The following is a 26,567-nucleotide window of genomic DNA, read 5'->3' on the forward strand; positions in this document are numbered from 1 at the left end:
GGTAATTTTTATGATAGGATATTTATGTAAATATACACCTATTCACATAATAGAAAGCTTTGGTGAAGACACATATAAAATAAATCCACATATACACACCTTTAATAAATCCAATTATTTAACCCATAACAATATGTGTTCTTATGCGAAAGCTGTAATAGAAGATTGTTATGAAAAAAATATAGATAAAATTGTTTTAGTTAATTGCTGCGACAGTATAAGAAGATTGTACGATATAATGAAAAACCATTCTTTATTTAAATTTGTATACTTAATTGATATGCCAAGAAAACTTAATAATAATTCTTATAAACTTTTAAATAACGAAATCATAAAATTCATATCTTCTCTAGAAAACTACTTTCATAAAAATTTTTCTATTGAATACTTTTTAAAAATTTTAGAAACTGAAGAAAATATAAATACTCAATGTGCTGAAAAACTTTCAAAGAATATCCTACTTTTAGCTGGAGCTAGATTGGAGAATTATCTGCTAGAGATTATTAAAAGTAACGGTTATTCAATTTATGATATAACCTGTACAAATAATCATCTAACTTTAAATAAAACATTAGCCTTAAAAGATATGTTAACTTCTTCGAAAGACTCAATAACCCTCTCACAAGAAACATTAATAATGAATTACTGTAAGGATATATTAAATCAATTTCCTTGTATGAGAATGTGCGATATAAATAAAAGATATAATTTAATAGAGAAAAATAAAGAAAATATTAAAGGAATAATATATCATACCATAAAATTTTGTGATTATTATTCCTTTGATTACACTTATTTAAAAAACAATATAGATATACCTATTTTAAAAATAGATACGGATTTTTTGATACAGAGTGAAGGTCAAATTAAAACAAGGTTAGAAGCTTTTGCCGAATCTCTTAAACTTAAAAGTATAAACCATGAATTAGGGAAAGTAGTAAATACTAAAAAACATACATTAAACATCAAAGAAAACATAGTAACCACTGCAAATCTCATAGCAAGTACTAAAGATTATAATACTTTTTTTGCAGGCATAGACAGTGGTTCTACTTCTACTAATGCAGTAATATTAGATTGCCAAGGAAATATAATTTCATATTCTGTAGTTAAGACTGGCCCTAAGAGTATGAATGGAGCAGAAAAAGCTTTAGAAGAAGCTTTACGTAAATGTAGCCTAGATAAGGAAACTTTAAAATACATTGTTTCTACAGGATACGGCAGAGACAACATTCCTTTTTCACAAGAAGCGATAACTGAAATAACTTGCCACGCTAAAGGTGTACATCATTTAAAAAAAGACGTTAGAACTGTTATAGATATAGGTGGTCAAGACAGTAAAGCAATAAAATTGGATTCAAATGGAAATGTAAAAGACTTTGCCATGAATGATAAATGTGCTGCAGGCACTGGAAGATTTTTGGAAAATATGTGTAAAGTACTAGACATACCTATAGAAGATATAGGCGACTATTACTTGAAATGGAATAAAGATATAACTATAACCAGCATGTGCACTGTATTTGCTGAATCTGAGGTAGTTTCGCTTATAGCAGAAAATCAGGAAACTGCAAATATAGTTCATGGACTATGTAAATCCGTATCCACTAGAGTTCTTTCCCTTGTAAACAGAGTCCAAAAATCTGGTGAAATAATGATGACTGGCGGTGTTGCTAAAAATATCGGAGTGGTAAAATCCTTAGAAGAACTAACTAACCAGAACATATTTGTTCCAGAGGAACCTCAAATAGTAGGAGCTCTAGGGGCTGCTCTTTTAGCTAAAGAAAAATTTTTATCAATGTCCAATCCAAGTATTGATACCCATTAAAAATCATTCTACACAGGATAAATATAGAAAAGTGGCAAAATAACTCATGCAAACAAGCATAGTTCCTTGCCACTATTCTATAGATATTTTATAGTAATTTCTTTAATTTATATTTTATTAAACTCTACAAAACTCCTAAAGGAGTTTTCTCCTTAATTTCCAATTTCAAATTGTAATTTTATAACTGCGAAAATTAAATTACTTATTTACATTTTACTATATTATTTTAATTTTCCTATTCTACTAAATGGAAATATAATAAAATGAGCCTTTCCCTTAATATCAGCTTTATCTATATACTTATTATTCCAATAACGAGCATCTAACGAATTTGCCCTATTATCTCCCATAAATAAATATTTGTCCTTAGGCACTTGAAAAGAAACGTTTGCCTTTCCACCTGGATTCTTTACATAAGCTTCTGCTTTTTTCTCACCATTTAAATATATAGTTCCATCTTCTCCTACGTCTATTTTATCTCCTGGTAGTCCTATAAGTCTCTTGATCAACATAACTTTAAGTTCCTTTGAGTAAAAAACTACTACGTCACCTCGTTGTAATTTTTCTCTATTATACACCTTAGTAACACCTATTTTATCTCCAGGTTTTATTGTAGGATACATAGATTCTGTAGGTACAGATATAAAGAAAAATACAAATTTATTTATAACAAAAGCCAGTATAAGTGCAGCTAAAACCGGTACAATCCACTCTTTAAAAAGTTTTTGCATAAAACAACCCCCTAATAAGCCAGTAATTTCCAGCATACAAATAAAATTCATATTATATGATAATACAAATCTAATTTAACTATATTTTATAAAATTAATTATAACATCATACAAAATATTATGCACTATAATTTCTAATATATTCCTAAAAGCAAACAAAACCTTATTTCACATAAAAAAAGTCTAAAAGCATATTATTTGCTTAAAGACCTTTAGTTTTTAATAAACATTATTGACTTTAATTCATATAAAAATTATCTGTTATTTGCATATTCAAATATGATTCTATTACCAATTATTTTAATAATCTTTTTAACATGCTTTCGAAAAATTCATATTCAAATTGTGGCATTTGCACCATGGTAATAAAATTCATAACAATAAAACTAGCCATTTTCTTCGTATCTAATAGTTCATTATTATAAATTTTGTTATCATTTAATTGTTCCTTAAGCATCTCTTGTATAACTAATATTAATTTATCTATATAAATATTCTCTCTTTTTAAACCGCTTTCAATATAATCTGGAGTTGAATAAATATCACTTTTTAACCACACATCTTTAAATCTCTTTATAAATTTAGAAAGTGAATTGAATATGCTTTTAAGTTTTTGGTAGAACCCTTCCTGTGATTGCAATATAGTTTCAATATCAAAAAAATACTCTTTCCAAAAGTTTGTCATCATCTCTACCACAAGATCTTTTTTGGTAGGAAAATAATTGTATATAGTTCCAACAGCAATATCACATTCCTTAGCAACCCTTCTAATGCTCAAATTAGAATACCCTTCATTATATAGTATGTCGCTAGCTGTATCTAAAATCACTTCTCTTAGATTTTTAATTATTCTAGCCAAATTTGCTCACCTCGAACTTTCAAATGAACCATCCTCTTTTCAACTTTATCACAAACAATCTTTATTACTAATATTTTTTAGTTTAACAAAACTTCATCTAACTAATTAGTTATTTATTAGATATTATTTGTTTCTACAAGATTTTACTTCACAGAATCTAAAGTTTTAATATACCTTTTAATATACTTATAGCACCAAATGAAATAATTACCATACCTATTATCTTCTCTATAAATAAAACATTTTTAGGTTTAACGTTTTTCTTTGAAGATTTTATAAAAGTAGTAGTAATTAACCATAAAATACATGAACCTATAAAAATATTGATAATAAATAGCATATTTTTTACTATTCCATTTGCTCTAAAGTCTATACCCATCTTTGCAAATATAACTATAAATACTAAAAATGTCATAGGGTTAGAAAGTCCCATAACAAAATGAGTAAAAGCTGGATGAATCACCTCTTCATCTGATAATACTCTATTTTTATTTTTCTGTTTTCTATTTTTTTCTCCATTTTTATTTTTTTCTCGTTTTTTAAGTTTCATTACAATGCATGTACCAACTATTAAAAACAGCACTCCAGTTATACAATTAATTAAACATTTATGCCTTTGTAAAAAAAGTTCAATACATCCCATTCCTAACACCGCACTGGTTGAGTAAATCATATCTGATGCTGCTGCACCCACACCTGATAAAAATCCCATTTTCCTACCTTTACTCATTGTTCTTTGTACGGCTAAAAGTCCCAAAGGGCCTACTGGTATTGCAACAAACATACCAATTGCTAATGCTTTCAATATAAGTATCATGAAATTTCAACCCCATTCCATCCTTAGCACTTTAATTCTTCATTACATTTAAAAATTATATCATACTTTTAGGTTTTTCAAAATAGAATTAGACCTTTCTACTAAGTCAAACGCATCTTTATATTACATTAATTTCAATATAAAGATGCGTTTTTATAACTATATTCCAAGGTAATGTAGAGAATATGCGTAAAACAAAAGGGCTCATATTTGGATAATATATCCTTTATATTAGAGTATTAAAGTAATGAAAATTTTATGCTCTAAGTTTGAAGTACAGCAAGTTCCCTAAATTTACAAAGGGAATAGTCATAAAACTTATAATATGACTCGCATAAATAATTAAAATTTTTTCTATCCTCTCTACGTCTTCTACAGCCACCTCTACAAACTACATTGTACTTACAACTATGACACTTATCAATGCTATTTATTGACCCTTTTATAAAGTCCATTGTCTTTTGTTTCTCTAGAATATCCTTAAAATTCTCTTTCAATATGTTACCTACTGAATATTTTTCATAAGTATAAAAATCACAAGGAAAAACACTTCCATCACTTTCAATTATATTTTGACAGGAACATATTCCTCTCATTTCACAGGCTTCATACTCATATCCCAGAAACAAGGATAAAATATTGTCAAAAAATCTAATACTTATATAATTATTGTTTTTAACATCCCTATACCACATATTAAAAAGTTCAATAAGAAATTCTCCGTACTTCTTGGGGGTTAATGGATTTCTGTTTGCAACCATCTCATTTTCCTCCAAAACATTTAAATATGGTATAAATTGAATATATCTAAAACCACTACTTTTATAAAACTCATAACATTCCTGAATTCTATTGCTTAACTCTTCTGTTACCACAGTTAGAATATTAAATTCTACATGATATTTTTTTAAAAATTCTATACCTCTCATAATCCTATGAAAAGTACCATTTCCCTTATAATTAACTCTATTTAAATCATTAACTTCTTCAATTCCATCTAGAGAAACACCCACCAGAAAATTATAATCTTTAAAAAAACTAGCCCACTCTTTATTTATTAATGTTCCATTTGTTTGAATGGTCAAATTAAATTTCGTTCCATTATTATTTTTTTCTATTTCGTCAACTAGATGCCTATAAAAATCTATTCCCACTAAAAGGGGCTCCCCACCTTGAAATCCGATAGTACAAATTCCTCCATTACAAAATTCCTTTGCTTTTTTAACTATTTCTCCAATAATTTCTTTACACATAAATCCATAATCTTTAACATTTCTATTATGCGAAATTGAATTATAAAAGCAATATTTACAATTTAAATTACATTTACTAGAGGATGGCTTTATCATCATACTTAAATTTCTTCTCACACTTCTCACCTCTTATGTATTAATAATATTAATCATTGATACCATATTATAAATGTTTAATAGTATCAATAAAATAACTACTACATTAAATACTACTAAAATTACATTACCACTAAATACTTTATTAAATCTGGAACCAATAATCCCACCTGAAATTCCACCAATAATCATAAAAGGAAGCATAGATAAATCTAAATTGCTAAAACCCGTAGTGAAAAAAATAGTTGTAATTTTAGAGCACTGCGAAAACAATATAGTAATAATAGAATTAACAGCAGCTTCCTTGGTATTCATTGAAAAGAAAATAGTAAAAATACAAACATTAATAGGTCCTCCCCCTATACTTAAAAAAGAAGCTATGATACCTAATAATAATCCTATTAAAACACAACCTATTAAATTTTCCAAATGATAACTTTTAAATTTATTTCTTTTATTCATATAAATATAAATATTTATAAGTAAAAATGCAAGAATCCCATTTTGTATAATTATCACAAAATTTTTATCCACAACACCTAATACAATTCTTAATATTTTTTCCCCTATTAATCCACCTAAAACAGACCCTATTCCAATAAGTACAGTTTTTTTATATTGAATTGCAACTTTATATTTAATTTGTTTTATTATAGAAACAACTGCCATTGAGAAAACCGTAATGGAGGACAATACACTTATTACACTTAAACTATAATTCCCCAATAAATCCAATACCGGTTTTATTATCACTCCACCTCCAAGTCCTGCCATAGCTCCAACTGTAGTTGATAATAATGAAATCAAAAAATAAATTCCTATCATCCTTTCCTCCTCTATCCTCATTAAAAAATGCTATAATTTAAGTGGAGCACTAAATTTTAGCACTCCACTTATACACTACCTTCCTAAACTTACATAATCATTCTCATCCTTTGAGCTTGCCAAATTACATTCTTTCTTATTTACTTTCCATTTTTTATTAATTGGGATTTCTCCCTTTAATATTATATCTTCCGTGTCTTTTAGATGCTTTTCTAATTTTTTTCTAAGTTTCTCTTTAATACCCTCATATTTAGGATTGTTAATAAGATTATTTCTTTCGCCAACATCATAATATAAATCAAATAGAGCTTCTTCAAATTTTATTTGTCCATCTAAATCATTATTTAAAAAATAATCCTTAGATAAAGATTCATCTATATTAGATTTATTAATTTTTAAATATTTTGTATCGTAATATCTTATGTACTTATATCTTTCTGTTCTTATGCAACGAATAGGTTCATAAGATGTGTGAAAAGTAACTTCTGCAAAAATTTCATTCCTTGTTTTTGCCTTTGTATCTTCAAATGATTTTGCAAAAGAAATACCTTCTAAATAATTTGGTTTATCAAGAGCTAATAAATCGCAAAGTGTTGGAAATACGTCTATATGTGATACTAAATTATCCACAACTTCACCCTTAGCTTTTGAATTTGGAACTCTAATAATTAAACTTACTGCTATACCACTATCAAAAAGAGTACATTTACTAAACGGATTAGCTAATCCGTGGTCTGTTGTAAATATTATTATTGTATCTTCATATAAACCATTTCTTTTTAAGCTTTCTATAATTTTTCCAAAACATTTATCAGTATTATTGGCGCTTGTCATGTAGCGAGCATGGTCTTTTCGAGTTTTAGCATTATTTGGCAATGGATATGGAGGTTGTACCATATTCTCATTAATTTCTTCATCTATAACATCTGGATATCTTCTATGAGTTGAATACATTCCATAGGATATAAAAAATGGTTTCTTTTTATCATAATTATTTATCCATTGATCCAAGTTATCTGCATTTTTTCCATCCCAAATTGTCAAGTCTTCTTGCCTATATTTACTATTATCACAAGTTAAATTTTCCTTGTATCCAATTATACTTGCCCCTTTTTCATGTTCTAAATACCATCCAGCTTCATGTTGAATTCCACATAAAACCGTATGAAAACCCTCACTATTTAAAAAATTTACTAAATGCTTACTATAATCTATAGAAAATCCACGCTGTGCCAATCCTAACATTCCATTTTGATGTGGATAGGTACTTGTAAGTAATGCTGCTCTTGAAGGCGAGCAAGTTGGTGATGCACAATAACTTTGTGTAAATACTGTTGCATCACTTGCAAACATTTTTATATTAGGTGTAGGAACATCATAGCCATAAGGAGATAATATTCTACCTGAATCATGTGTATGTATATATAAAATATTCATATCTTCCTCCTCTATTGAACCTGTACTATCTCATTTTCTCCACATTCTACTACTTGGTTTTCCTTTAGCAATTTAAAACTCGAATTATCCTGAGCTAGTATTATAACATCACAAGATGTTACTCTATCTCTTATGCCATCAAAATCTACTTCCATAAGCAATTCACCTTTTTTTACTTTTTTTCCTACTTTACAGAAAGACTTAAAACCTTCTCCTTTTAAATTCACTGTATCTAACCCTATATGAATGAGAATATTTAACCCCTCATCATTTTCTATTGCAATTGCATGAAGAGTTTTAAATATTAATGTTATTGTCCCATCTATAGGTGAAACCACCTTATTATCCATAGGTACAATAGCAAAACCATCACCTAAATCTCTATTAGCAATTCCTTCATCATCTACTTTATCTAAATTAATTAATTTTCCCTTAACTGGAGAAACAAATTTCATTTTATTCTTTTTAAATATGGAAAACATATTGCCTCCTATTCTAATGGCATATTGACATTTTATCTAACTATTTAGTGACTCTAAATACTCATCTACTTCTACCCGAACTATATTTACTGATGGTCCATAAATAACTTGAAGATTTTTTCCTCTTACTAATGTATTATGTGCTCCTGTTTTCTTTAACCCTTCAATATCTACCTCAGCTATTTTCTTAACAGTTACCCTAAGTCTTGTTGCACAATTGTCTATTTCCTCTATATTCTTTACTCCTCCTAATGCTTCAATAATGTCCTTAGCTTTTCCACTTACATACCCAGACCTTAATGAAGTTTCTTCATCTTCATTTTCTTCTTCACGTCCTGGAGTTTTAGCATCTAACTTAGTTATCAAGAATCTATAAATGAAATATGTAGCTATTGCAAACAAAACTGCTTCAACTATAAATAGTATTGGACTTGCAAATAATAATGCAAATGATATCGGTTCAGTAACTCCTGTAATAAAACAAGTTAATGCTATTGATAATATGAAACCCAAAACTCTCTTACGTTTTTTCTTATCTGGTATGGAATGATACATAGCAAGACATACTGCTGGTAATGTGAATAACATATGTATGTAACGTCCTGAATTATATAACGCAATATTTTTAAAGAAGTGCACTGTATTAGGATCTCCTAATTGTGCTAAGAATATATTTTGCCAACCTGCTATACTTTTTCCCGCAACTTCAGCTACTCCGCCTGCTGCAGTTGTCCAAAATGGTAAATAAAATACATGATGTAATCCACAAATATATAAAGTTCTTAGCATTAATCCATAAATAAATGCTCCAAATACTCCTAATTTAGAAGCCAATTCTCCAAAAGCTCCTATTAAATTACCTATCATCGGCCACACAAAGAACATAAGAACTCCAAATAAAGCACTAACCACCGCTGTAATAATTGGAACACTTCTAGATCCTCCAAAGAAGGCCAATATTTCTGGTAATTTTAGCTTATAGAATCTATTATGAACCCATGAAGTGTATAATCCTGCAAGAACACCACCAAAAACACTCATTTGAAGTGTCATTACACCAAACTGTAAGCCTTGTCCTAGAGACTTAGGATCAACTCCTTGTGCTGGTAATTGATTGGTAATTTTCAAAAGAACATTAATGGTTGTAATCAGTACAAAATATCCAACTACTGCTGCTAACCCTGCAGTACCTTTGTCATTTTTTGCAAGCCCTACCGCAATACCTACTGCAAATATCAATGGCAATGCGTCAAATACACTTTTTCCTATTGCATTTAGAATTTGTAAAAAAATCTGTAATCCTGGCGATGCAAGTATTGGATAAGCTTTAAGAACTGCTCCATTTGTTAATGCTGCGGAAATCCCTAAAAATAAACCTGCGACTGGTAAAATTGCAATGGGTAATAAAATAGACTTACCTAGTTTTTGTGCTACTCCAAATGACTTGTTAACTAGCGCATTTTCCTTAATACTCATATTAGTCCTCCTACCTCATAATGTTAGTGTAAAGTTTTTTTACACTATTTTTATAAAATTTCTTTATATATCAAGGGTTACAGAGTTTTTTAAATAAAAAAACAATGACCCCCTTTTTTATGCTATAATTGAATCGCCAAAACACAAAAATAACATGAAAGGATGTCATTGCTATGGATTCAATTATAACTTATTTAATTTCCTATAATCAATATCTTTTAAAAATAATTTATCAATTACTTATGTTTATTTGTAAATACATTCCTCTTAAGCAGTGGGCTTTTGAGGATTCACATAGTCCCGAATATCAAAAATTCAAAGTGGATAAACTACCTAAAATTGTTCGTTTTGAAAAGGTAGACTATCAACTTCTTTTAGCTTACTATAAACATAAATATAATAAACTAACCAAACCTGTTCAGAGACGTAATGGGAAGTCCGTCCCTGAAAATATCCTATGTCCTAAATGCGGTGCCCCTCACCAGTATATCTACGATAATAATGGCTCTAGAGGTCAATACCAGTGCAAGGTTTGTGGTCAAAATTTTAATGAAAGTAACCACACTACTAAACCTATAGTATTTAGTTGTCCTTATTGCGGACAAACTCTTTCTTCAAAGAAAGATCGTAAGCATTTTAGAATACATAAATGTGTTAATCCTAAGTGTTCCTACTACCGCAAGAACTTAGACAAACTGCCTAAAGACTTAAGTGACGCTGATAAACACAAGTACAAGCTCCACTACATCTATCGTGAGTTCACCATAGATTTCTTCAAAATGGACTTACATGAACTTCCTTCTAGAGCAATTAACTTTAAGTATAAGAAGTTCAATGCCCACATTATGGGGCTTTGCCTTACTTATCACGTTAATCTTAAGCTATCTACTAGGCAGACAGCACATGCCTTGGAGGAAGTACATGGTATAAAGATTTCACATACAATGATTGCTAATTATGCTATGACTGCTGCCGCAGTTATAAAGCCATTTGTAGATACTTTTGACTATAATCCTTCTAACATCCTTTCTGCTGATGAAACATACATTAAGGTAAAAGGCATAAAGCATTATGTTTGGATTATCATGGATGCTTGTAAAAAGTCTATTCTTGGCTACCAAGTATCCGATACTCGTGCTGTAGGTCCATGTATCCTCGCTATGCGTATGGCTTTTGAGAAGTTTAAAAACTTCCCTAATAAAGCCTTAAAATTCATTGCAGATGGCTATAGTGCCTACCCTCTTGCAAGTCAGCAGTGTAAACTCGTTAATGGCTGGGACTTTGATGTTACTCAAGTTATCGGACTCACCAATAATGATGCTGTATCCACCGAATTTCGTTGGGTAAAGCAAGTAGTAGAACGGCTTAACCGCACCTTCAAGTCTTCTTATCGCGTTACCTGCGGTTATGGAAGCGAGAATGGTGCACTTTATGGCGTTTCCCTTTGGGTTGCCTATTATAACTTTCTACGTCCTCATCCTTATAACTACTGGAAGCCACTAAATGAGATAGATATTTTAACTAATGCGGGCAATATGCCTGCTAAGTGGCAATTACTTATTTACCTTGGTCAACAAACAATATTAAAGATGCAAACTGAAAATTCTGCTTAATTTAGTTGTAAAGTAAATATGGGATATTTATTAACCACTACGTGAATAACTCAATGTAGAGATTACTAATATCAAAAATTTTCCTTCACTCAAAAGGATTTTTTGTCATGCCTAAAATTCGTTATTTCATCTTCAAATCACAAAGTATTTTATTATTCTGCGCCCTTCGGGCAAAACATTTTTAAACTTAGCTTTTTCATATTTCACTTTACACTATCTCATAATTTATTTTAATTAATATTTAATTAATTACTTTTTTTTACCCATATAGGTGATGACCATGCCACGGAACCATCTGTTCCATAGACCTTAACTAAATAAAAAGCATCCTCATGAAAATCTAATTTTATTCTTTTATCTATTTTATAAGCTATTTGAGGCTTACCCTTCATAATTCTAACCTTATAGGCATTATGATAAAATGGATCGTTTCTATAATATTCTTCAAAATTAAATCTTTCTTTAGCTAAAGCCTTCGCTTCCTTTAAAAAAACTATAAGATCTGTGTTTTTTAATAATTCACTTATCTTTTTAATAAATACTTGTCCATCTATTTCAAATGTTATTTCTGAGTTTAAATTTGCCTCTATTTCAAATACAAAACCCTCTGTTGTTACAGGAGATGGTCCCATCCACTTTCCTGATTGCGTTGTTTTTCTTGTAGTAAGCCCAAACTCACAAGAGGAATCGTCAATTTTATTTATCCATTGCCCTCTTGAAGACCAACATTTTTCTATAGATTTGATTTTACCTTCTGTTTTTAATTTTCCACTCCATTTTTTTTCTTTCATATCTGGATAAATCTTAAGGTCTGGCCCCCAGCCAAATTCTATTTTAAATTTAAAGGTTATTTTTTCCTGAAGCTTTTTTTCTATCCAATTTTCACTGTGGCTATATGTATAATATGGATTTCCATTTTTATAAATCACTATTCGGTCTATTGCCTCTTGAGTTTCTACTGCAATATGGTGCTCTAAAAACTTGTCACTAGTTTGAATTTCACTACCCATAACGTTTTCATTAATTTCATAAAGTAATTTTACTCTTCCACTTGTCATTCCATACACTCTTTTATTTAATAGTGCTTCCCATATTTTTTCTGGATTATTCTCTTCTGCTAAAACTCCAGCAAAACCATGTCCATATTGTGCAGCGACAACATGATTATCTCCTGAAGCAATTATTCCAATTTTATGTCCTTTTTTTAATCCATCAAATACTGATGTTCCACCTGTTCGTGGCCCCATATGTATATGTCTTGACATATGAATATCTGTATCTCCACTTTCTGAACTTCCATGGGAAGAAAAAATTTCAGCAAATGGTGAAAATTCTTCTATATTTGTTTCCCAGTTTTTTCCACGATTATATAAACAATATGCCAAATGATGAGGTATTGCTATGGCATCATAGCACTTTAACTTATTGTATAATTGCTCATACCTCATTGGATTTACCAATGGACCAGTTGTTTTAAAAAATACATTATGGTCTCCATCTAATCCAGCACCCTGCCATTCATATCCATTAAAAATAGGGAATTGTTTATTTTCTTCATTTTTATTTTTTACAAAAGTATTTATTTTTTCCCAATCCTCTTGAACTATTTCCATTGGATGTATATCTTCTAATGGAATTCCACATTTATCCTTTCTAACATAGTATGGATAATATGCAATTGGCCAAAAATCTAGCATTTCTTTTGCCTGCTCGTACCACTCGTCCAATTGATCCATTTGATCATGGTGTATATTAGAGTGAAAATCCGTAAATAAATATTTATATTTCATACTAACCTCCTTTTTTATTTATTGTTTTAATTATAAACACCTTATTTTTAAATGTAAATACATTTATTAATTCAATTATAAATACCTTATTTTTAAATGTCAATACATTTATTTTATTATATCTATGTCTACTACATTTTTAACACTCTTCCGTGGTTACCACTATTATTAATAATACTCTATTTAATTTCAAAGTAATACCGCCACCTACGTCCTTATTACAATGTTAATATCATATAGACTTATTGGTAACTATATAGCATTTTCTAAAATATTCATATAATCACAAATTCACTAAATGTATTTACATTTAGTGAATTTGTGATTATATTTGCAATGAGTTTTAAATATATTATATAATACTTATATAAGTACATACTTAGCGAGGTGAATTTAATGAATGCTAGAGCACCAAAGATTGCACAATACAAACAAATACAAAATGATATTTTAGATAAAATTTCTACAGGTTATTATAAACAAAATGATACCATTCCAACTGAATTAGAACTTGCTAAAACCTATAATGTTTCAAGAGTAACTGTACGAAGAGCCACTGATAATTTAGTCGCTCAAGGGATATTACTTAGAACCCCCGGAGTTGGCACCTTTGTAAATCACAATCCAACTACACAAAAAATTGCAACATTAAAAGGTTTTACTCAAGAAATGCTCGAGTTAGGAATTAAACCATCCACAAAAGTGCATAATTTTTCTTTAAAAAAAGCTGATGATAAGATAGCTCGTAAACTTAACATTAACACTGATGATATGATTTATTATATTGAAAGAATCAGATATGGCAATGATGAACCCTTTGTTTTTGAAAAAACCTATATGTCTGTAAAATCTAATCCCGATATCTCAATAAAAATATTGGAAGGATCTAAATATGATTATATGGAAAAAGTTAAAAACATGAAAATTGACTATAGCTATCACAATACTTGTCCTATCCTTCCACCTAAAGAAATTGCAGAATTATTCAATATTGATAATCAAACGCCTATTATCAAAATAGCAAATACTACTTTTTTCGAAGATGGCTCAATATTAGATTATACAGAACTGTTTTTTAATTCTCCTAAATATCAATTAAATTATATTAGATCTAGATAAAAGTTAAAGATAAGTCATTCTATTATCAAGACCTAAATTATAAAGATTTTTGGTTACTACTAAACCTCTATAAAAATCCTTTTGTAACCAAAAAAGATTTTTAGATTTTCCGTAGAATATAAATAATAAATATAGTAATTAAACAGAGATTTAGGTATTAAATCTCTGTTTAATTATATAAATCATTAACAAAAAGTAATAAGTATGATACTATATTCTATATATGTTTAATTAAATAAAATTTCAAAATGCACCAACATTTATGTTAAAAATTTATTAAAAAGGCAGGATTTTACAATGCGTTGGATTGAAGTAAAAAAGAGTAAGAATATAAATGGCAACGTGTCAATACCAGGATCAAAGAATAGTTCACTACCAATATTAACTGCATGTTGTTTAGCAAATGAACCTGTTATCTTGAAAAATATACCCAATATATCAGATGTTAAAGTTGTATACCATATATTAAAAGGCATGGGAGCTAAAATATCTGAACAAAATAATACTTGCACAATAGATACAACTAAAATTTACAGTGCAATCATAGATCCACAAAAATCTTCATCTTATAGAGCATCATACTATTTTATTGGAGCCATGTTAGCAAAACATAAAAAAGTTTCACTAGGATATCCAGGTGGAGATAATTTTGGAACTAGACCCATTGATCAGCATATAAAGGGCCTAGAGGCATTAGGTGCTAAATTTACATTTTATGATGATTACTATGTAGTAGAGGCAAGCCAACTTACTGGTGCTGATATTTATTTCGATGTTATAACAAGTGGAGCTACTATAAATGTGTTAATGGCAGCTGTTTTAGCTGAAGGCAGAACAATATTAAGAAACTCTGCCAAAGACCCTGAAGTAGTGGACTTAGCCATGTTTTTAAATGAAATGGGTGCATGCATTAAAGGTGCTGGAACTGATACAATTGTTATAGACGGAGTAAAAAAACTATACGGCACACAACATACTATTATTCCAGATAGGTTAATTGCAGGAAGCCTACTTATGAGTGTTGGTATTACTGGTGGCAGCATCAGTGTAAATAATGTTATTCCAACTCACTTACTTCCATGCATTGCAAAGCTAGAGGAAGCTGGTATTTCTATAGATGTTAAAGAAAACTCTATTACAGCAAATTCAAAGGGTAATATTACCGGAGTTCATATAAAAACAGCTATGTATCCAGGATTTGCAACAGATTTACAACAGCCAATTACAGCTTTATTAATTGGCGCTGATAGCCATAGTATAGTTGTGGATAACATATATCCTAATAGATTTAAGCACTGTATAGAACTAAACAAAATGGGCGCAGATATAATTATGAAAGATGGAAGTGTAGTAATACCAGGTAGAAAAAGCTTAAAAGGTACCTCCGTTTATGCATCAGATGTAAGAGCTGGTATATGCCTTATATTGGCAGCTTTAGGTGCTGAAGGTACTACTCAAATTTTAGGAATAGAACATATTGAAAGAGGATATGAAAACATCGTAGAGGTTTTTAAAAGTTTAGGAGCTAATATTGAAATCCGTGAAGAAATCATCGAAAATGATGAAGATATAGTTTCAATAGTTAATGTATTTTAAACTTTAAGTCCATTCTATGTTTTTTGTTGATAATTTTCAATAATTAATAGAGTAATAAGTAAGTTAAAATATTCTAATGATAAGACTAAGTAGACCTCTCCAATCACAAAAATATGAGGTTTTATGGACTAATTTATAAAAACAGCTATTATTAAATGTAAACACTTTTACATTTAATAATAGCTGTTTTTTATATTATATACAGCATGTTATTATCTTTTTATCTATATTTCTTATCTGCAAACTGTTCCTCAGTAAATTTTTCTTTGGTATATTCCTTTATTTGGCATATATTTTGCAATAATTTCATTTTAGTAATCAAAGATTAATATGAATTTATAAAATATTTTATATTTGTAATTTTTGTATTGACATACATCTTAAGTAGTTATATAATGTGATTTCGTGGTTAAATTTTATGTACATTTATTTACTTTATTTCATTTATTTTATTCACTCATCCACTTTATTTTACTTCACTTTACTTTATTTAGCTCTAAATATATTATACATTTCTTTTAAAGGAGGAATACTATGATAGAAGTTGAAGCATTAAGTAAAAGTTTTAAGGTTGTAAAGAGAGAAGCTGGCATTGGTGCCGCAGTGAAATCCTTATTCAAACCTAAATATTCCACAGTTCAAGCCTTAAAAGATGTTTCATTTAAAATTAATGAAGGTGAAATTGTGGGCTACATTGGCCCTAACGGAGCTGGTAAATCTACTACTATTAAAATTATCAGCGGTATTTTAGTCCCTGACAGTGGAAAATGTGATATTCTTGGATACACTCCATGGAAAAACAGAGTAAACCATGTTAAAAACATAGGTGTGGTATTTGGTCAACGTTCTCAACTTTGGTGGGACGTACCCGTAATTGATTCATATAATTTATTAAAAGATATTTACAAAGTTCCTAATAAAGAATTTAAAGATAATCTAGAATTACTAACATCTACTTTAAACTTATCCACATTACTTTCAACTCCTGTACGTCAATTAAGTCTTGGGCAAAGAATGAGATGCGAAATTGGCGCTTCCTTGCTTCATAGTCCAAAAATATTATTTTTAGATGAACCAACCATAGGCCTTGATGCCGTTTCCAAAGTAGCCGTTAGAAATTTCGTAAAAACTATAAATAAAGAAAAAAAAGTAACTGTTATATTAACAACTCATGACATGAACGATATTGAAGCTTTAGCAGAGAGAATCATACTAATCGGTAAAGGAAAACTCTTGTTAGATGGCACACTTACTGAATTAAAAAATAAATTTGCCACTCATAAAATATTAAAGGTTGATTTTACTGAGAATCATGAGAATATACATATTGACGGTACAAATATTATTTCTATCTCTAAAGAAAGTATTACTCTATCCGTAGACTTAGAAAAAATAAAGGTATCAGAAGTCATAGGGCTACTATCAAATAAATTAGATATCATTGATGTTTCTGTAGAAAATCGCCCAATTGATGAAATAATAGTAGACTTATATAAGGAGTATCAGATATGAATACTTACTATTCAAATAAAAGAGCTCATGATTCAAATATAAAAGCCTATTACTCACTATTTAAGATGCGATTACTTAAAGGCCTACAGTATAGAGTAGCAGCTTTGGCTGGAGTTTCAACCCAATTTTTTTGGGGATTTATGTATATCATGATTTTTGAAGCTTTTTATAAAAGTACCTCATCCACTCAGCCTATATCATTTAGGGAATTAATACAAGTTATTTGGCTTCAACAAAGTTTCCTCGTATTTATAATGCTCTGGTATAGGGATAATGAACTTTTAGACCTTATAACTAGCGGCAATATAGCTTATGAACTTTGTAGGCCCATTGATTTATATAAATTTTGGTACTCAAAACTTATTGCCCAAAGATTATCAGGTGCCCTACTACGCTGCTTTCCCATAATGATTATAGCAGTTTTTTTACCTTATCCTTATAATTTTTCTCTACCACCAAGTTTTACATCTTTTATATTATTTTTAATTACTTTGAGCCTAGGCTTAATTTTAATTGTTGCAATTTCTATGCTAATTTATATTTCAATTTTTTATACCATGTCTTCTACAGGATCCTTATTAATTTTTGGTGTATTGGGAGAATTCTTATCTGGACTAGTGATTCCAGTACCTCTAATGCCAAAAGCGCTACAAAAGATAGTATATTTGCTACCTTTTAGATATACTTCTGACTTACCCTTTAGAATATATGCTGGAAACATCGGCATAAAAGAAGCCTTAATTAGCATTGGTGTACAAGTTATTTGGATAGCTATCATAATTATATTAGGTAAATTATGGATAAGAAAAGCTTTGAAAAGAATAATCGTCCAAGGAGGGTAAAATATGAAATTATATTTTAAATACATGAGTATACTTTTAAAAAGTCAAATGGAGTATAGAACTTCCTTCATTCTACTCTCCATTGGACAGTTTTTTGTACCTTTTGTTGTTTTTATATCTATGGTTTTGCTTTTTCAAAGATTCCCAAACATAGGAGGGTGGTCCCTTTATGAAGTTGCTTTATGCTACTCTGTAATTCACCTGGCATTTTCATTAAGTGAATGTTTTGCTAGGGGATTTGATTCATTTTCCTCTCTAATTATTAATGGTGATTTCGATAGAATTTTAGTTAGACCTCGCAGTGCAATGCTTCAAGTACTTGGTTCAAAATTTGAATTCACAAGGATAGGTAGGTTAGCTCAAAGCCTTATAGTATTGATTTTTTCATTGGCACACCTTAATATATACTGGAGTCCTTATAAAATAATCACTCTAATATTAATGGTTCTAAGTGGAATATTCATATTTACAGGCATATTCATGCTTGGTGCTACCTTGTGTTTTTGGACTGTTGAAGGCTTGGAAGTAATAAACATTTTTACAGACGGTGGCAGAGAAATGGCACAATATCCTTTAAGCATTTATAAGGATTGGGTTCGCAAATTCTTTACCTTTGTCATTCCCTTTGGTACAGTAAACTATCTACCTCTAATGTTCATTTTGGATAAAGTTCAAGGAAATAACGTTTTGTACATGCTAACCCCTTTGTTTGGCATAATGTTTATAATTCCCTGCATACTAATATGGAGTTTTGGTGTTAAGCATTATAAATCCACAGGTTCATAAATAGCACTTAGGAACTATTAATAATAAGCAACTACATCCATATTAGATACACCACGACCTAATAATAAGCATATAGTAATTATGGTAAACAATAAAATAAGAGGTAATATAAATTATGCTAAATGTTCCTTACTGCTATAATTGTCCTTGCTCTTTCATGTTTCCTTATTATTTCATGTGTCCTTATTATTCCATGTGCCATGAACGTTATAACAAAAAAATAACTTTACAATATGATTTTTCTACACACAATATTAATAAACAAAATACTTTATTAAAAAATGCTTCAAAAGATTACTTTACAAAAGTTAATTTGCAAAATCAAACTATTAATCCAGAAACATTTAAAATATCCTATCCATTTCTAAAAAATTATGAACCTGATGAAATAAAAGATATAATTAATGATGAAATAACTAATAAGGTTTTAGATTTATTTAAAAATCAGGTTCTTATACCAGAAAAAATAGATTTTGCAGAAATTATAAGTTTTTATGAAGTGCCTTTAAATGATAAAGGACTTCTGAGTATTTTATTTGGAATATATACCTATGTAGAAAAAGCTGCTCATGGATTTACTAAATATGCATCCATAACCATAGATATTAAAACGGGAAAAATATATGATTTTGGTGAATTATTCAATCCTAAATTTTTCTATAAACCACTTTTAGATGAGTTAGCTAAAGAATATATAATTAAAAACAATGTACCACTACTTACTGAATATAATGGAGTACAACCAAACCAAGAGTTTTACTTAACTCCAACCTCTCTAGTAATGTACTATCAAGTTTATGAATATACACCTTATGCATACGGATTGTTTAAAATAGAAATTCCTTATGAAAAAATTAAAACTATACTATCTCCTGCAAGCCCTATACAAAGACTTTTATAAAATTTAGTAATACAAATAGCAAGAGGTCTATAAAATCACAAAACCTCTTGCTACATTAAATCAAAACTATTTAATTTTAAACTACTCATTTACTTCTATTATAAATATATACTATTACAGCCATTATAGTTATTATACTTCCTCCTACTATACTTAAAAAATCTGGAATTTCACTCCAAATAAAAAATCCAATTATGGAAGAGAACACTATATTCGTATAATTATATATGGCAACTTCTGATGCTGGTGCATATTTGTAAGCATAAGTTAATGAGAATTGTGCTATAGCTGCAAATACTCCTGTTAATATTAAGTATAAAAATTGAACCTTGCTTACAGGTACAAAATTCATTATTACAAATGGTATAGTTCCTAATACGGAAACTAAAGAAAAATAAAAAACTATAGTAGATGGATTTTCCCTATTCTTTAAAAACCTTACTAATGTATATGCTGCTCCTGCAAAAGCTGCTGACAAAAAACCAGCCGCCGCTGGTATTGCACTTAAATTCCACTGTGGTTTTATAACTAGTAATGCTCCTATAAAAACTATTATTATAGATACTATTTTCATTGAAGTTAATTCTTCTTTTAAAAATATAATAGCGAATAAAGTTATAAAAAAAGGTGATAGTTTGTTTAACATAGACGAATCTGCTAAGCATAATTTGCTTATGGAGTAAAAATAAAGAATTACTCCTGCAAGTCCTAATAAGGATCGAGCTAATAAATATTTCTGATTTTCTTTCTTTCCAAATACCGGTGCATGATTCTTTTTCAAAACTACAAAAGCAACTAGTAAACTAACTAAATTTCTAAATATAACCTTCTCCATAACAGGAATATCTCCAGATAGTTTAACCATAGCCGCCATAAATGCAAATGATAATGATGATAACAGCATATACATTACTGCTTTTGACTTGTTATTCATGTAACCACTCCTCTTAGCCTGTGATGATTTATATTATAATACAAAAGAAGCAAAGGAAGAAAAAAAAATCATTTTACACTTTTGGACATTTGTAAGAGCACTTTATTATCCCCAGCTAACATGATTAGATCACCTTCTTTTAGTACTGTAGCGCCACTAGGTGTTATTAACTTTCCATTTCTTTTTATAACAACAATTAATATATTACTTGGAAGCTCTAAATCCATTATAGCTTTTCCTGCCATGTGACTAGATCTTAAAATTTCCATTTCCAATAATTCTGATTGTATCTCTCCTGAATAATCTGTAAAGGTCTTAAGTATTGTTTCTTCTTGCCCTACTAAATTAAGTTTCTTTGCAATAGGTATGAAAAATGTTCCTTGAATTATAATTGAAACTAAAGCTACAAAGAACACAATGTTGAATATCTCATCTGCCACAGGAATTCCAGCAGTTAAAGGATAGGTTGCAAAAACAATAGAAGCGGCTCCACGAAATCCAACCCATGAAACAAGAATCTGTTCCTTGATCGGTCTTTTAAAAAATATTAAAACACAAAATACTGCCAATGGGCGCGCTACAAAAATTATAAAAAGCGCAGTGCCTATACCCATCAAGGCTACGCTTGGTAGTTTTGATGGAAATACTAGTAATCCCAAAGTGAAAAATAAGAAAATTTGCATAAGCCAAGATAAGCCATCAAAATAATGAACTAAACTATTCTTATGTACAAGTTTACCATTTCCTAAAATCAAACCTGTTATATAAACGGATAAAAAACCATTTCCTCTAAATAAATTAGCACTGGAATAAGCTAATAAAACTATTCCAATTACCAAAATCGAATAGAGTCCGTCAATGTCTAATTTTATATGATTAACAAGCCAACTACCTGCTTTGCCCACAAGAATTCCCATCATTAATCCCACTAAAATTTGCGTTAAAAGGAGAAATCCTATGCTCTGTACATCACCAACAATTAGTCCCACAAAAATAGTAGTTAGCATATATGCCATTGGATCATTAGATCCACTTTCCATTTCAAGCATTGATGCCAAGTTATTTTTAAGATTGAGCTTTTTTGAACGAAGTATAGAAAACACTGATGCAGCATCCGTAGATGAAATAATTGAGCCTAATAACATACTCTCTAAAAAACTAAACTTAAGAACAAAATACGCAAAAATTCCTATTAAAAATGCTGTAAGTGCTACACCTACTGTAGTAAGAACTGCCGAAGCAAAGGCAACTGGCTTTGCCGTTTTCCAACTTGTACCTAAGCCTCCATAAAACATGATAAATATTAAACCAACATTACATATGTTTTTTGCTAACTCTGAATTATCAAAATAAATTCCTCCAAGTCCATCTGACCCCATTAGCATACCTATGGTAAGAAATACAATCAACGTAGGTATACCAAACTTATACAATACTTTACTAGAAAGTGCACAAATAATGAAAATTATTGCTGCTAAAAATAAAATATCCATTTAATCCCTCCAATAAAAATGCGCCCTCAGGGTGATTATTATGTAGCAACCATACTATTTAAAGGTTACTATCTTACCAAACATTTGTCAAATATGAATAAATGTTCATTTTTTCTCCTCTTGCAAATCCTACTAAAGTTATATTTAACTTCCTTGCCAATTCAACAGAAAGGCTGGTAGGAGCAGATCTAGAAATTAATGCTGGAATACCCCTCTTAGCTATTTTTATCAGCATTTCAGATGATATCCTTCCTGATGATAAAACTAATTTATCTGATAAATCTATATTATCCATTAAAGCCTTTCCAAGTAGCTTATCTAAAGCATTATGCCTTCCAATATCTTCTTCAAACATTATTATTCTGGACTTATTACACAAAGCACAGCTGTGTACTCCACCAGTATCCAAGAATAATTGTGACTTATTATTAAATTCTTTTACCAAAGATTTTATTTCCTCAATTTTTATATCCAGTGGCTTCTCTATCTTCTTAGATTTAAAGGAATCTAGGACATTACAAAAAGAAGTTCCCTTACACCCACCAGAAGTTATAGTTCTTTTTCCTTGAAGCTTTTCAGTTAGTGATTTTGTCTCATTTAAATATACATAAGCAACACCTTTTTTTTCATCTAGCTGAACTTTTTCTACATTGGAAATATTATTAATAAATCCTTCAGAATATAAAAATCCTAGTGTTAACTCTTTAAGAGATTTGGGACTACATAAAAGGGTTATAACTTCTTGATCATTCAAATATATAGTAAAGGGATATTCTATTACTAGAATATCCTCTTCCTTTAAAATACCTTCATCTTTTACTCTTAATATATCTATACTTTTAGTAGGCTTCATATTATTTCGCTCCTATACATTTCCATATTTCTCTAGGTAAGAATTTAAATCTTCTTTAGTATTTAAATTTAAAAACATATCCCAGTTTGGGCTAAATTTCCTTGCCTTTTTTTCTTCAATATAATAAATTCTCAAATGTTTTAATAATGAATTTATTGATCTCCTATTAGATAGCAAATGTTTCTCTATGGCATCTACTATTTCCTTAGAATAAAATCCACTAAAAGGTTCAATCCAATCCCCAAAGCTGGTTACACAGCCATCTATTTCCTGGTTTTCAATACATTTTTTCATATATCTGATATAATCCATATTGATATTTGGCATATCGCAGGCAACTACAAGAGCATACTTAGATGACGATTCTTTAAGTCCTACATGAATACCACCTAAAGGTCCTTTATTTTCAATTTTATCTGTAATTATTTTATGACTAAGACCTATATAATATTTAGGCTTATTAGTGACAATAATAATTTCCTCAAACTCTTCATTTAGTTTGTGAACAAGAGAATCCATAAGTCTTCTCTTGTCAATTTTTAAAAATTGTTTATCAAAGCCCATTCTAGAACTTTTCCCACCAGCAAGTATTATAGCCGTACCAAATTTATTCATATAATCACCCTACCTGTATCTTTTCCATTCTCACCGCCGCTACCTTTAATTCAGGTATTTTAGCTATTGGATCTAAGGCAGTATTAGTAAGATAATTGGCTGCAGATTTTGCAAAGTGGAAAGGCATAAATAGCACATTTTCATCTATTGTATCCGTAACTTTTGCGGCTACTTGAACTTCTCCACGTCTAGATGTTAATTTTACCATTTCCCCATCTGCTATACCCATTTTGTTAGCATTAATTTCATTAATTTCAACATAACCAGCAGGAGCTTTCTGATTAAGCCCCTCTACTCTGCCTGTCATAGTCCTAGTATGATAATGATATAATATTCTTCCAGTAATAAATACAAATGGATATTGTTTATCTGGCATTTCAGCACTATCTACTTGTTCCGCTGGCATGAATAATCCCCTGCCTCTAGAAATACCCTCCTTATGCAAGTATTTTGTACCTGGATGCTTCTTATTTGGACATGGCCATTGTATGCCCATACTGTTTTCTAATCGCTTATAATCTATACCACCATAAGAAGGGGTAAGAGAAGCTATTTCATCCATTATTTCTGATGGCTCCAAGTATTTTTTCTTATATCCAAGTAAATTCATTATATCCATTAATATTTTCCAATCAGCCTTACAATTTCCAACTGGCTTTATGGCCTTCCTTACTCTTTGAATTCTTCTCTCTGTATTAGTAAAGGTACCATTTTTTTCTGCAAAGGATGTTGCTGGAAGTACCACATCAGCCATTTCACAAGTTTCAGTAAAGAATATATCTTGTACAACTAAACACTCTAAATTATTTAAAGATTTTCTAACATGATTTATATCTGGATCTGATACCATTGGATTCTCACCCATTATATACATGAATTTAATACTACCATTTTCAGCAGCATTTAGCATTTCAGAAACAGTAAGACCTACTTTTTTAGATAAATTTACATTCCATGCTTTTTCAAATTTTTCTGTTACTTCTTCTTTAAATACCTTTTGATATCCTGGTAAATCTGATGGAAGAGCTCCCATATCACAAGCACCTTGTACATTATTTTGTCCACGTAAAGGATTTACTCCTGCCGACTCCTTACCAACATTGCCACACAGTAGGGCAAGGTTAGACACAGACATTACTCCATGAGTTCCAGTGGTATGTTGAGTTATTCCCATAGTATAATATATACCAGCTTTTTCAGCTTCCCCATATATAGTGGCAGCTTTAACTATATCCTCAGCCTTTACTCCACATATTTTAGCTACTCTTTCAGGTGTATATTCTTTAACTAACCTTACTAATTCCTCATAATTTTCCGTTCTTTCTTCTATATATGTTTTATCTTGCAATCCTTTATGGATTATTACATGCATCATACCATTTAATAATGCAATATTAGTTCCTGGTTTAATTTGAAGAAATACATCTGCATAATCAGCTAATTCAATCCTTCTTGGGTCAGCAACTATTAATTTTGCACCATTTTTCTTTACTGCTTGCTTTACATTTGCTCCTATTATTGGATGATTTTCGGTAATATTTGCACCTATTACAAATAAAGCATCAGCACCTAAAATCTCTTCAATACTATTTGTCATAGCTCCACTGCCTAACGTTGTTGCAAGACCTGCAACAGTTGAGGCATGTCAGAGGCGTGCACAATGGTCAACATTATTAGTGCCTATAACAGCTCTAAATAGTTTTTGAAATAAAAAATTCTCTTCATTGGTACAACGAGCTGAAGAAAGTCCTCCAAAGGCCTCTGCTCCATTTTGATTCTTTATTTTTTTAATTTTAGATACAATTACTCTATAAGCTTCATCCCAAGATACTTCTACAAATTTTCCATTTTTCTTAATAAGAGGAGTCTTTAATCTATCCTTATGGTTAATAAACTTATACCCAAATTTGCCTTTTACACATAAAATCCCCTTATTAATACCATCAAATGCTGGCTCTACACCTACTACCTTGTGATTTTTAACTAACAAATCCATTTGACAGCCTACCCCACAATAAGAGCAGGTAGTCCTTACTTTATGAGTTTCCCAATATCTAAATTTTTCTTTAACCTTAGGGGTTAATGCTCCCACCGGACATACTGAAACACAGTTGCCGCAAGAAACACACTTAGAATTGTCTAGCCCCTTATTAAAAGGTGTAGATACTACAGTGTCAAAACCTCTATTCCCAAAATTAATGGCATTAGTATACTGAAGTTCATTACAAACTCTAACACATAATCCACATAGTATACATTTATTTGGATCATAACTATAAAAAGGATTGGAGTCATCTATTTTTTTATTTCTCATATCTCCCTTATAACTTCCCTCTACTAATCCATACTCATAAGAATAGTTTTGTAGCTTACAATTACCTGATTTTTCGCAAGTAAGACATTCCATTGGATGATTAGACAATATCAAACCTAGAACTTCTTTTCTTGCCTTAATTACTTTAGGACTTTTTGTATATATAACCATACCTGCTTGTACCTTTGTGGTACATGATGTTACAAGTTTTTTCCAGCCTTCTACTTCAACTAAGCACATTCTACAAGCTCCATAGGGCTCTAGTCTCTCATCATGGCATAAAGTTGGTATTTCTATGCCCTTTTGCATGCAAGCCTGAAGGATTGTACTATGGTTTTCTACTTGGTACTCAATACCATTTATAGTCAATTCAACCATGGTATTCATCTCCTGCC

At 30.1% G+C, this 26,567-nt stretch carries 21 protein-coding genes and 1 pseudogene; 8 read left to right on the forward strand and 14 right to left on the reverse strand.

Annotation, left to right across the window (positions count from 1 at the left end):
• Positions 1-10 precede the first annotated feature (10 nt).
• Positions 11-1,828 carry an acyl-CoA dehydratase activase gene (locus C1715_RS01785; protein ID WP_102398970.1) on the forward strand — a complete coding sequence of 606 codons (1,818 nt, stop codon included), beginning with the start codon at positions 11-13 and terminating at the stop codon, positions 1,826-1,828.
• Between the two features lie 221 nt (positions 1,829-2,049).
• On the opposite strand, the gene lepB is transcribed toward C1715_RS01785, so the two are convergent.
• The 8 genes from lepB to C1715_RS01825 form a co-directional block, all read right to left on the reverse strand.
• Positions 2,050-2,559, reverse strand: a complete 510-nt coding sequence (gene lepB / locus C1715_RS01790; RefSeq protein ID WP_102398971.1) for a signal peptidase I — start codon at positions 2,557-2,559, stop codon at positions 2,050-2,052.
• Between the two features lie 295 nt (positions 2,560-2,854).
• Entirely contained in the window at positions 2,855-3,418 is a 564-nt protein-coding gene (locus C1715_RS01795; protein WP_102398972.1) for a TetR/AcrR family transcriptional regulator, read from the reverse strand.
• A gap of 157 nt (positions 3,419-3,575) precedes the next feature.
• The gene (locus C1715_RS01800) at positions 3,576-4,235 is read right to left on the reverse strand and encodes a LysE family translocator (RefSeq protein ID WP_102398973.1); all 660 of its coding nucleotides are present in this window, start codon (positions 4,233-4,235) and stop codon (positions 3,576-3,578) included.
• Between the two features lie 263 nt (positions 4,236-4,498).
• On the reverse strand, positions 4,499-5,605 hold the full coding sequence (locus C1715_RS01805; RefSeq protein ID WP_102398974.1) for an anaerobic sulfatase maturase: 1,107 nt from the start codon (positions 5,603-5,605) through the stop codon (positions 4,499-4,501).
• Between the two features lie 12 nt (positions 5,606-5,617).
• Complete coding sequence (locus C1715_RS01810; protein ID WP_102398975.1) at positions 5,618-6,409, reverse strand: sulfite exporter TauE/SafE family protein; 792 nt, start codon at positions 6,407-6,409, stop codon at positions 5,618-5,620.
• 75 nt (positions 6,410-6,484) lie between these two features.
• Positions 6,485-7,846, reverse strand: coding sequence for a sulfatase family protein (locus C1715_RS01815; protein ID WP_102398976.1), 1,362 nt, complete (start codon positions 7,844-7,846; stop codon positions 6,485-6,487).
• Positions 7,847-7,857: 11 nt separating this feature from the next.
• Positions 7,858-8,328: a PTS sugar transporter subunit IIA gene (locus tag C1715_RS01820; protein ID WP_035292181.1), complete on the reverse strand. Its 471-nt coding sequence runs from the start codon at positions 8,326-8,328 to the stop codon at positions 7,858-7,860.
• Between the two features lie 36 nt (positions 8,329-8,364).
• On the reverse strand, positions 8,365-9,804 hold the full coding sequence (locus tag C1715_RS01825; protein ID WP_102398977.1) for a PTS transporter subunit EIIC: 1,440 nt from the start codon (positions 9,802-9,804) through the stop codon (positions 8,365-8,367).
• A gap of 173 nt (positions 9,805-9,977) precedes the next feature.
• Between C1715_RS01825 and C1715_RS01830 the strand changes: the two genes are divergently transcribed.
• Positions 9,978-11,417, forward strand: coding sequence for a DDE-type integrase/transposase/recombinase (locus C1715_RS01830; RefSeq protein WP_102398978.1), 1,440 nt, complete (start codon positions 9,978-9,980; stop codon positions 11,415-11,417).
• A 245-nt stretch (positions 11,418-11,662) separates the two neighbouring features.
• Here the strand turns inward: C1715_RS01830 and C1715_RS01835 are convergent, their stop codons facing one another.
• The gene (locus C1715_RS01835) at positions 11,663-13,207 is read right to left on the reverse strand and encodes a PHP domain-containing protein (protein WP_035292183.1); all 1,545 of its coding nucleotides are present in this window, start codon (positions 13,205-13,207) and stop codon (positions 11,663-11,665) included.
• Positions 13,208-13,603: 396 nt separating this feature from the next.
• On the opposite strand from C1715_RS01835, the gene C1715_RS01840 reads away from it, so the two are divergent.
• From C1715_RS01840 to C1715_RS01865, 6 genes are all read left to right on the forward strand, one after another.
• Positions 13,604-14,326 carry a GntR family transcriptional regulator gene (locus C1715_RS01840; protein ID WP_102398979.1) on the forward strand — a complete coding sequence of 241 codons (723 nt, stop codon included), beginning with the start codon at positions 13,604-13,606 and terminating at the stop codon, positions 14,324-14,326.
• A 297-nt stretch (positions 14,327-14,623) separates the two neighbouring features.
• The gene (gene murA, locus C1715_RS01845) at positions 14,624-15,922 is read left to right on the forward strand and encodes a UDP-N-acetylglucosamine 1-carboxyvinyltransferase (protein WP_102398980.1); all 1,299 of its coding nucleotides are present in this window, start codon (positions 14,624-14,626) and stop codon (positions 15,920-15,922) included.
• 534 nt (positions 15,923-16,456) lie between these two features.
• The gene (locus C1715_RS01850) at positions 16,457-17,434 is read left to right on the forward strand and encodes an ABC transporter ATP-binding protein (protein WP_102398981.1); all 978 of its coding nucleotides are present in this window, start codon (positions 16,457-16,459) and stop codon (positions 17,432-17,434) included.
• Positions 17,431-18,276 carry an ABC transporter permease gene (locus C1715_RS01855; RefSeq protein WP_242971869.1) on the forward strand — a complete coding sequence of 282 codons (846 nt, stop codon included), beginning with the start codon at positions 17,431-17,433 and terminating at the stop codon, positions 18,274-18,276. Before C1715_RS01850 ends, C1715_RS01855 begins: the two co-directional genes overlap by 4 nt.
• A 3-nt stretch (positions 18,277-18,279) precedes the next feature.
• Positions 18,280-19,062, forward strand: coding sequence for an ABC transporter permease (locus tag C1715_RS01860; protein ID WP_102398982.1), 783 nt, complete (start codon positions 18,280-18,282; stop codon positions 19,060-19,062).
• A gap of 115 nt (positions 19,063-19,177) precedes the next feature.
• Positions 19,178-19,963: a DUF3298 and DUF4163 domain-containing protein gene (locus tag C1715_RS01865; protein ID WP_102398983.1), complete on the forward strand. Its 786-nt coding sequence runs from the start codon at positions 19,178-19,180 to the stop codon at positions 19,961-19,963.
• Between the two features lie 85 nt (positions 19,964-20,048).
• On the opposite strand, the pseudogene C1715_RS20170 reads toward C1715_RS01865, so the two are convergent.
• The 5 genes and pseudogenes from C1715_RS20170 to fdhF form a co-directional block, all read right to left on the reverse strand.
• Positions 20,049-20,903, reverse strand: a pseudogene (locus C1715_RS20170) (DMT family transporter); the annotation flags it as partial.
• A gap of 62 nt (positions 20,904-20,965) precedes the next feature.
• Positions 20,966-22,390, reverse strand: a complete 1,425-nt coding sequence (locus C1715_RS01875; protein ID WP_102398985.1) for a potassium/proton antiporter — start codon at positions 22,388-22,390, stop codon at positions 20,966-20,968.
• Positions 22,391-22,463: 73 nt separating this feature from the next.
• On the reverse strand, positions 22,464-23,243 hold the full coding sequence (gene fdhD / locus C1715_RS01880) for a formate dehydrogenase accessory sulfurtransferase FdhD (protein WP_102398986.1): 780 nt from the start codon (positions 23,241-23,243) through the stop codon (positions 22,464-22,466).
• A gap of 12 nt (positions 23,244-23,255) precedes the next feature.
• Entirely contained in the window at positions 23,256-23,858 is a 603-nt protein-coding gene (gene mobA / locus C1715_RS01885; RefSeq protein WP_102398987.1) for a molybdenum cofactor guanylyltransferase, read from the reverse strand.
• Between the two features lie 4 nt (positions 23,859-23,862).
• Entirely contained in the window at positions 23,863-26,550 is a 2,688-nt protein-coding gene (gene fdhF / locus C1715_RS01890; RefSeq protein ID WP_102398988.1) for a formate dehydrogenase subunit alpha, read from the reverse strand.
• Between the last annotated feature and the right edge of the window lie 17 nt (positions 26,551-26,567).

Origin of the sequence: Haloimpatiens massiliensis (assembly GCF_900184255.1) — a bacterium.
Lineage (GTDB): Bacteria > Bacillota > Clostridia > Clostridiales > Clostridiaceae > Haloimpatiens > Haloimpatiens massiliensis.